The sequence below is a fragment of the Proteiniclasticum sp. C24MP genome, assembly GCF_043951855.1.
GTDB lineage: Bacteria > Bacillota > Clostridia > Clostridiales > Clostridiaceae > Proteiniclasticum.
In genome coordinates, this window is the sequence record NZ_JBINJW010000019.1 from 41,966 (window position 1) to 50,675 (window position 8,710).

8 protein-coding genes and 1 pseudogene are annotated in these 8,710 nt (G+C 46.1%); 8 read left to right on the forward strand and 1 reads right to left on the reverse strand.

Going from position 1 to position 8,710, the window contains the following annotated elements:
- Positions 1–18 precede the first annotated feature (18 nt).
- The 8 genes and pseudogenes from ACHAL6_RS11770 (at position 19) to ACHAL6_RS11805 (ending at position 7,674) form a co-directional block, all read left to right on the forward strand.
- Positions 19–1,058: pseudogene (locus ACHAL6_RS11770) on the forward strand (glycerate kinase).
- A 23-nt stretch (positions 1,059–1,081) separates the two neighbouring features.
- Complete coding sequence (locus ACHAL6_RS11775; RefSeq protein ID WP_395270866.1) at positions 1,082–1,528, forward strand: tripartite tricarboxylate transporter TctB family protein; 447 nt, start codon at positions 1,082–1,084, stop codon at positions 1,526–1,528.
- A 13-nt stretch (positions 1,529–1,541) separates the two neighbouring features.
- Entirely contained in the window at positions 1,542–3,083 is a 1,542-nt protein-coding gene (locus ACHAL6_RS11780) for a tripartite tricarboxylate transporter permease (RefSeq protein WP_395270867.1), read from the forward strand.
- A 33-nt stretch (positions 3,084–3,116) separates the two neighbouring features.
- Complete coding sequence (locus ACHAL6_RS11785; RefSeq protein WP_395270868.1) at positions 3,117–4,100, forward strand: Bug family tripartite tricarboxylate transporter substrate binding protein; 984 nt, start codon at positions 3,117–3,119, stop codon at positions 4,098–4,100.
- Between the two features lie 90 nt (positions 4,101–4,190).
- The gene (locus tag ACHAL6_RS11790; RefSeq protein ID WP_395270869.1) at positions 4,191–5,192 is read left to right on the forward strand and encodes a 4-hydroxythreonine-4-phosphate dehydrogenase PdxA; all 1,002 of its coding nucleotides are present in this window, start codon (positions 4,191–4,193) and stop codon (positions 5,190–5,192) included.
- Between the two features lie 127 nt (positions 5,193–5,319).
- Entirely contained in the window at positions 5,320–6,234 is a 915-nt protein-coding gene (locus ACHAL6_RS11795; RefSeq protein WP_395270870.1) for a sugar phosphate isomerase/epimerase family protein, read from the forward strand.
- Positions 6,235–6,251: 17 nt separating this feature from the next.
- Entirely contained in the window at positions 6,252–6,911 is a 660-nt protein-coding gene (locus ACHAL6_RS11800; protein WP_395270871.1) for an aspartate/glutamate racemase family protein, read from the forward strand.
- Positions 6,912–6,987: 76 nt separating this feature from the next.
- Positions 6,988–7,674, forward strand: coding sequence for a transaldolase family protein (locus ACHAL6_RS11805; protein ID WP_395270872.1), 687 nt, complete (start codon positions 6,988–6,990; stop codon positions 7,672–7,674).
- A 149-nt stretch (positions 7,675–7,823) separates the two neighbouring features.
- Here ACHAL6_RS11805 and ACHAL6_RS11810 read toward each other — a convergent pair whose 3' ends face one another.
- Positions 7,824–8,690, reverse strand: a complete 867-nt coding sequence (locus tag ACHAL6_RS11810; RefSeq protein WP_395270873.1) for an aldo/keto reductase — start codon at positions 8,688–8,690, stop codon at positions 7,824–7,826.
- Positions 8,691–8,710: the final 20 nt, after the last annotated feature.

Below are 8,710 nucleotides of genomic sequence, written 5' to 3' on the forward strand. Positions count from 1 at the left end.
AAGGAGAGTGATGATAAGATGAAAATAGTGGTAGCCATTGATTCATTTAAAGGAAGCCTGACTTCTCTGGAAGCCGGGGAAGCAGTCAGAGAGGGAATCCTGAAAGCAGGAGCCCATGAAGTCGTAGTCAAGCCTCTGGCGGATGGAGGAGAAGGAACCACGGAAGCATTCGTGACAGGATACGGAGGAGCGTTCATCCGGATCCCTGTCAAAGGTCCTTTAGGAAAAGAAGTGAATGCGGCATACGGGTATCTCCAAGAGAAGAATATGGCCATCATAGAGATGCCATGGAAAAAGGATGCACAAGCTTTCTTCTGGGTATCGGGGGAAGCGCCACCAATGATGGTGGCCTAGGGATGCTCACAGCGCTCGGGTTCGAGTTTCTGGACCAGGAAGGAGAACAGGTTTCTCCGGATGGAGAAGGGCTCTCCAAAATCAGAAGCGTGAATACAGAAAATGCACATCCACTGCTTTCCACGGCAACCTTTCAGGTGGCCTGTGATGTGAACAATCCCTTGCTGGGACCCAATGGAGCGACAGCTATATACGGACCTCAGAAAGGGGTCACGGAACATACGAAACCTCTTCTGGAAGAGGGCATGAGAAATTATGCCGATGTTACAGCTGCGGCAATCGGAAAGGACTACAGGAATCATCCTGGTGCTGGAGCTGCCGGAGGACTCGGATTCGCACTCCTCAGCTATCTTCATGCCGAGCTCAAGGAAGGAATCTCGCTGGTTCTTGAAGCTGTCGGTCTGGAAGAGGAACTTAAAGGTGCTGATCTGGTCTTCACAGGAGAAGGAAGAATCGATGCGCAGAGCGCCATGGGTAAGGCACCGGGTGGCGTCGCAGCGCTAGCCGGTAAATACGGAGCAAAGGTCATTGCTCTGGGCGGAAGTGTATCCCGGGATGTGGATACCCTGAATGCTATGGGTATAGATGCCTGCTTCTCTATCCTGAATGAAATCGTTTCCCTGGAAGAGGCGATGGATAAGGATATCGCAAGAAAGAACCTGATTCAGACAACACAGCAGATCATGAGACTCTTTGATCAATAAATCAGCAATTCGGGGGAAATGCAATGTTAAAATCAAATACCAAAAAAATAATACCATTACTTTTTATAGCCTTAGGTGCACTCTTTGCACTGGTGGGTTTCTTCCAGCTCGGATTCTGGGTAGATGGTCCAGGACCAGGGTTTTTTCCAGCCATCATGGCCATTGTCATGATTCTTGCAGGAATCGCATCTTTTATTCTTTCCCTGAAAGAAGAGGGGGAAGCGAAATATTTCAAAGATGAATTTCTGGTGATTCTTGGTGGAGTCGGAATTTTCGTAGGAACCTTCATCATCGGACTTGTACCGACCATCATTGTCTATCTGCTCATCTGGCTGAGAGTGTTTGAGAAAATCGGCTGGAAAATGACAGGCATCATCATGAGTATCGCACTTTTCATTACCATCGGTGTATTCGGCATGTGGCTTGGGATTCAGTTCCCGCTGGGACTGCTGGAATATGTCGTAGGATAGGGGGGGGAAATAAGTGGAAAATATCGAATTACTTCTAAATGGATTTCTTGTGGCACTTTCCCCTGGGAACATCGGCGCTGCGCTTTTAGGTGCAGTACTGGGACTCATAGTAGGGGCAATGCCTGGAATCGGATCTCTTGCCGGGGTGGCACTGCTTCTGCCTCTGACCTACAAATTCAATCCGACAACAGCCATCATCATGCTGGGTGCGCTCTACTACTCCAATATGTACGGAGGGAGCTTCAGTGCCATCCTTCTGAACATTCCGGGAGATTCGCCGGCAGTCATGACTGCCCTTGACGGATATCCCATGGCCAAGAAAAAGAAGCGGCCAGGTCAGGCACTCTTCACTGCCAATATGTCCTCCTTCATCGGAGGAACAATCGGCATGATCATTCTGACCTTCGCTGGTCCCGCACTTGCGGATCTCGGTCTGAAATTCGGACCTTCAGAGATGACAGCGATTCTACTCATCGCCATGACTTCCATCAGCTGGCTGGTGGGAGAAAACCCCATAAAAGGCATTCTCATCACCATGTTTGGAATTCTAATCGCAAGCATGGGTATGGATACCCTTTCCGGTGCACCGAGATATGATTTCAATAATATGTACCTTCTCGGCGGAATCCCGTTCACACCTTTTGTCATCGGAACCGTAGGGTTCTCTCAGGTCATCAGCCTGGTCAATGAAAGGCATAAGATGCCGGATAAGAATCTGGACACCAAGCTTTCCATAAAAGGAAGCTGGCTCACCAAACATGACTTCAAGAGACTTCTTCCACCGGCACTCCGTTCTGGATTCTTAGGGACATTTGTTGGTGTCCTTCCGGGAGCGGGAGCGACCACCGGATCTTTCATGGGCTATGCCATGCAGAAGAAGTTCAAGAATGAAGAACCTCTAGGAACAGGTGCCATTGAAGGAATCGCAGCCTGTGAAGCGGCAAACAACGCAGCGGCGGCAGGAGCCTTTGCACCACTTCTGGCATTGGGTATACCAGGTTCTGGTACAGGAGCAGTTCTTCTTGGCGGCCTCATGATGTGGGGATTAAGTCCAGGACCGCTACTGTTTCAGAATGAACCTGAATTCGCATGGGGACTGATATCATCTCTCTTCCTGTCGAACTTCATCACACTGGGCATTGCGATTCTCATCATACCGTTTCTGACGAAGATCATCGCAGTACCGACAAAATACATGATTCCCATCATCACAGTTGTATGTGTTGTGGGGTCCTACAGCACCACTTATTCCATGTATGGCGTATTCGTCATGCTGGTCTCAGGAATATTCAGTTACTTCCTGCAGAAGAATAACTACCCTGTAGCACCGATGCTTCTGTCTTTTGTCCTTGCACCTCTGCTTGAATCGAATATGAGAAAAGCGTTCATCATCTCAGGAGGAAGTCTTGATATTTTCTTTACCAGACCCATTACACTCTTCCTGATGATCATATTCCTTTCACTGATCATTGTACCTATTGTGAGAAGCATCTTCAGAAAGTCTGAAGTGCACAAGGGAAAAGAGGATCAGAAAGATAAAAAAGATATAATTTAAAATTATATAAATCAAAATTTTAGGGGGAAAAAAATGAAAAAGAAACTAATCGCATTACTTACTGGGGCACTTGTATTATCAACTGTACTTGCTGGGTGTGGAGCAAAAGAAGATTCAGGTACATACTCTCCTGCATCAAATGTGACATGGATTGTTACAAGCAGCCCTGGTGGCGGAAGTGACATTTTCACAAGAATGATCAGTGACATCATGACAACAGAAAAAATCACGGAGTCCACATTTGTTGTAACCAACAAGACAGACGGCGGCGGAGAAGTAGGACGTAATGAAGTTGCGAATCTTAAGGGCGACAAAGCCGACAATACACTTCTTACATTCAACAGTGGAGACCTTATGCCAATGGTTCAGAATACCAAGAACCGTGCAGAAAACTTCAAGATCCTCGGAATCATGGCTGTAGACAAGCAGCTGATCTTCAAAGGAGAACATACAAAGTATGAAACTTTTGCTGAAGCGATCGAAGCTGCAAAAAATGGAGAAAGCGTTGTAATCGGCGGTTCCAAGGGAGACGACATCGCTACATATGAAGCGATGGTGGAAGAAATCGGCGTATCACAGGACAACATGAAGTTCATCACACATGATTCCACTGGTGATGCCATCACAGCAGCTCTTGGTGGACACGTGGAATTTGTACTGTCAAAGCCGGCAGCAGCAACACAGTATGTGGAAGCAGGATCACTGATTCCGGTACTTGCACTTGCCAATGAGAGATATACTGGAAACCTGGAATCCGCACCAACACTCAGCGAAATCGGGGACTATGAAAATGTTGAGATTCCTGTATGGCGTGGAGTTGCTGCACCAGCTGAAATGAGCGATGCTGCAGTAGCATACTGGACAGAAGCGCTTGAGAAGGTATCCGGAACAGACATGTGGACAAACGACTACATCGACAAGAACAAGCTTGTACCAGATTTCAAGAACAGTGCAGATGCTACTACATATGTAGTACAGTATCAGAACGACTTTATGACTGCCAACGGCATTAAGTAGTATACAGAAGATCAGATGAAAAGATAGGTGAATGAAGATTTACCTATCTTTACTCTGAAACAGCGGATGACAAAAGAATGGAGGAAGATCATGAGGAAGAAACCAATCATAGGACTTATAGTAGGGGATGCTGCAGGAGTTGGACCGGAGATCATCGCAAAACTCGCAGCGAGAGATTTCTACAGCGAATACTGCAGGCCAGTTGTTTTAGGCGATGCAAGGGTGCTGAAAAAAGGTGCTGAAGCATCAGATGTCGATGTGAAGATGCAGATCATAGATCGTATAGAGGAAGCCACATGGGAAAATGGCATCCCGGTACTTGATCAGAAGAATCTTGACCCGATGACGGTAAACTACGGTGAACTGAGTGTGGAGAGCGGGAAAGCGGTTCTTGATCTTCTCAAGCTGGCATCCGATCTGTATAAGGAAGACAGAATTCACGGATTCTGCTTCGCACCACTGAATAAGGCTGCAATGATTGCTGCAGGCTGTGAATATGAGAGTGAACATCATTATCTTGCTCATCTTTTTGAACATACCGCTCCGTTTGGAGAAATCAACTATGTTTCCAATCTCTATACCACAAGGACAACAAGCCATATTCCGATCAAGGATGTAAGCGCTCATCTTACTGAAAACACCATCACAAGAGCGATCACTCTGGCAAACACGACACTGAAAGCGGCTGGAATCGAAAATCCGAGACTGGGTGTTGCTGCCTTGAATCCTCATGGAGGAGAACATGGAAAATGCGGAAGAGAAGAAATTGATGTGATCATCCCAACCATCGAGAAGGTGAATGAAGCTGGAGTCAATGCCAGCGGTCCTTACCCTTCCGACATACTATTCATCAAAGCATTCAATGGTGATTTTGATGGTGTTGTGACCATGTATCACGATCAGGGTCAGATTGCACTGAAGCTGAAGGGCTTCGATCAGGGCATCACCATTGCGGGAGGACTTCCTGCACCCATTGCCACCTGCGCTCATGGAACAGCATTTGATATAGCGGGCAAGGGAATCGTAAAGACTTCCGCGTTTGAAAATGCAGTGATCATGACTTCAAAAATGGCTGAAAACCTGATGAAATGATACAGAGAAATGATATGAGGTGGAGTTGTTCCACTTCATTCATTTTCTGGTGAAATTCATGAGATTCGATGCGATCGAAGCACATGGAGACGAGAAGCGTATATAATGTAAAGAAATGAGGATTTAGATGATGAAATCAATGAGAAAGTATATGAAGGTGGGGATCATCCTCCATATGGCATTTAATGGCCTGGCAGGTGGGGAAGGTCCGATTCTGGAAAGCCTCAGGAAAGTGGTGAAAGATGATTACTTCGATGTGGTGGAGATCACCCACATCAAAGACCCCGAAGTAAGACAAGAAGCGAAGGAGATGATCTCCTGCGGCCATATGGAAGTCATTTATGGGGGACAGCCTTTACTGCTTATGAATGGTCTCAATGTGAACCATCTGGTTGAGAAAGAAAGAAGAAAAGCGGTGGATATGCTGAAGAAAGGGATCGAAGAAGCCTATGAGATCGGAGCCAAAGGGTTTTCCTATCTTGCAGGAAATTACGAGGAAGAAACGAAGGAAGAATCGTTTCAGGCGCTTCTGAAGTCCAGTGCCGAAATTCTGACTTTTGCGAAGGAAAAGGGAGATATGCCCATCACGCTGGAAGTGTTTGATTATGATATCGACAAGAAGTCACTCATCGGACCAGTCCATATGGCAAAGCGTTTAGCGGAAACGCTTACGGAGGAATTTGACAACTTTGGCCTTCTTATAGATCTGAGCCACATTCCGATGCTACATGAGACCCTGGATGAAAACATCGATCCGATCAGAGAGTATGTGCTCCATGCTCATATGGGCAATACAGTGATCAAGGATGAAAATCTTCCTGGTTATGGAGACACCCATCCAAGATTCGGGTTTCCGGGCAGCGAAAATGATGTGGAAGAACTGGCAGCGTACCTGAAGAAGCTGATGGAAATAGGCTACCTGAATCCTGAGAACAGAAATATCGTCAGTTTTGAGGTGAAGCCATTCGGTAACGAAGACAGTGAAATGATCATTGCCAATGCAAAGAGAACACTGAACTGTGCGTGGGAACTCATAGACTGAAAGGAGAGGGTGATCTGATGAAAAGTATTGCACTGATTCATACGGTGAAGAATGTGGCAAACACCTTTGATGAAAAGGTAAGAGATGTCCTGGAAGAAGAGGTGAAAATCTATAATCTTCTGGATGACTACCTTGCCATTCATCCCAATGAAGTGGGCGAATTCACAAAGACAAACCGAACAAGACTTTTTCACGATCTGAAGAATGCGGAGCTAACCGGAGCGGATCTCATAGTTGTAACTTGTTCCACACTGACCCCCATTGTGGAACAGATCCGACCCTTCCTATCCGTTCCCGTCATCGCCATCGATGATGCCATGGGCAGAAAAGCGGTTACCACCGGAGAAAAAATCATGATTCTGGCTACGGCAGAAAGCACAATCAGGCCTACGCTGGACAAGCTCAGTACGGAAGCCTTGAAAATCGGAAAGAAAATGCGGTTTGAGACCATGGTCAACGGTGAAGCGTTTAAAGCATTGAAGAGAAACGATATGGAAAAGCATGATGCGCTGCTTATCTCTCAGGCTGAAACGATCACGGATGTGGACTGCATCGTCCTGGCCCAGGCTTCCATGGCTCATCTGGAAGAAGAGATCGAGGAGATAACAGGCATTCCGGTTCTCTCCAGTCCGGATCTGTGTCTTGAGGAAATCAGATCCTTTATTCTGGGGAGATAACCATTCTTAATCCGTAAAACCAAACCAGGGACAATGCATAAACATACAGAAAATCAAATGAGCAGGAGGAAAACACTTGAAATACTTTTTAGACAGCGCAAAGCTCGATGAAATCAAATTCGCATACAACACTTTCGGCATTGACGGAGTGACCACGAACCCGAAACATATCATGAACAGCGGGAAATCCTTCCATGCTTTTCTTCAGGATATATCAGAGTGGGTAAAAGAAGAGGGCATAGAAGGCAAAGAGGTTTTTCCGATTTCTGTGGAAATCAATCCGAATCTCACAGACCCAGGGGAAATGATCGCAATGGGACAGGAAGTCGCAAAGATCTCCAGTAATTTCGTGATCAAGATCCCTTGCACGGAAGAAGGAATTGAAGCAGCAAGAAAACTGGAGAAAATGAACATCAGGACAAATCTGACACTGGTTTTCTCTTCTGCCCAGGCTCTGATTGCAGGAAAGAACCACTCCATGTATGTGTCTCCCTTCATAGGATGGAAAGAATCAAACGGAGAAGACTGCAGAAAATACATCGAGGATATCTGTGCAATCTACGAGAATTACGGATATAAAGGAAAAACGGAAATCATCTGTGCGGCAATCAGAACACCAAAGCAGATGGTGGACTGCGCTCTGGCGGGTGCGGACATAGTGACGGCGGGAATAGCGGTCTATAAGGACAGCTTCAGACATCCTTTCACAAATCAGGGATTGGGCATCTTCTGTGATGCCTGGAACAATACCATTCGTGACTGATTGAAGAACATATGAAAGAGCCATGTAGAATCCAGAGAAACTGGTTTTTACATGGCTTATTTTTGTCTCTGATAGGATTCAGCCTTATGAACGCCCAAAGTGAAAGCAGTTCGTAAAACAAGAGTCTTGGAATCAGTACAGGTATTCAGTTAAATCTTTGCATCCAGTGCCTGTGGGGGACGTTCCTTCTGGTTGTCTCTGGGCGTGAAGTCAGGATGGGACCATGTTGCAAGAAAATCCATTTCCTCTTTCGTCAGGGAGAAATCATTCACATGCAGATTTTCTGACATTCTGGAGGGGTGGATGGTCTTAGTCAGGGGAAGTGCACCCAGCTCGAGTATGAAGCGGATGAGAATCTGAGCAGGTGATTTCCCGTGATTGGCCATGATTTTCTGGAAGGTTTCATTTTTCGTGAGAACGGAAAGTGGTGCCAGAGGCGAATAGGCTTCCAGAAGGATGTCATGCTTTCTGCAGTACTCCATTTCTTCGGTGAGCAGTACGCCTGGGTGAATGAGAATCTGATTGACCATGGGCGCGATTCTGGCGTTTTCAACAAGATTCTCCAGATGATTCACTGAAAAGTTGCTGACACCGATGGCTTTCAGCTTTCCTTCCTCATAAAGCTCTTCAAAGGCTTTCCAGGTATCCAGGTTATCTTCACGCCAGTCCTCCTGATGTCCGGCAACCACAGGCCAGTGAATCAGGTAAAGATCAAGATAATCCGTGTTGAGGTCGGCAAGCGTCGCTTCCACCTCTTTGCGCACATGCTCATATCCATGAGCGCTGTTACGAAGCTTACTTGTGATAAATATGTCTTTTCTTTCAACTCCGCTTTCAAGAATGCCCTGTCCAACCAGTTTCTCATTTGCATAGACTCTAGCACAGTCGATGTGCTTGAAACCTAGTTCAAGAGCGTATTTTATTCCATTGACGCATTCTTTCGGATTCAGATTTTTCCATGTACCATATCCGATCCTGGGGATAGAGATCCCATTGACTAATGTATAAGTATCCATAAAAAACTCCTTTTATTAAT

Coding starts and splice junctions, on each gene's coding strand:
- ACHAL6_RS11810 (WP_395270873.1), bottom strand. CDS start 8,690: ATGGATACTTATACATTAGTCAATGGGATCTCTATCCCCAGGATCGGA.
- ACHAL6_RS11800 (WP_395270871.1), top strand. CDS start 6,252: ATGAAAAGTATTGCACTGATTCATACGGTGAAGAATGTGGCAAACACC.
- ACHAL6_RS11785 (WP_395270868.1), top strand. CDS start 3,117: ATGAAAAAGAAACTAATCGCATTACTTACTGGGGCACTTGTATTATCA.
- ACHAL6_RS11795 (WP_395270870.1), top strand. CDS start 5,320: ATGATGAAATCAATGAGAAAGTATATGAAGGTGGGGATCATCCTCCAT.
- ACHAL6_RS11790 (WP_395270869.1), top strand. CDS start 4,191: ATGAGGAAGAAACCAATCATAGGACTTATAGTAGGGGATGCTGCAGGA.
- ACHAL6_RS11775 (WP_395270866.1), top strand. CDS start 1,082: ATGTTAAAATCAAATACCAAAAAAATAATACCATTACTTTTTATAGCC.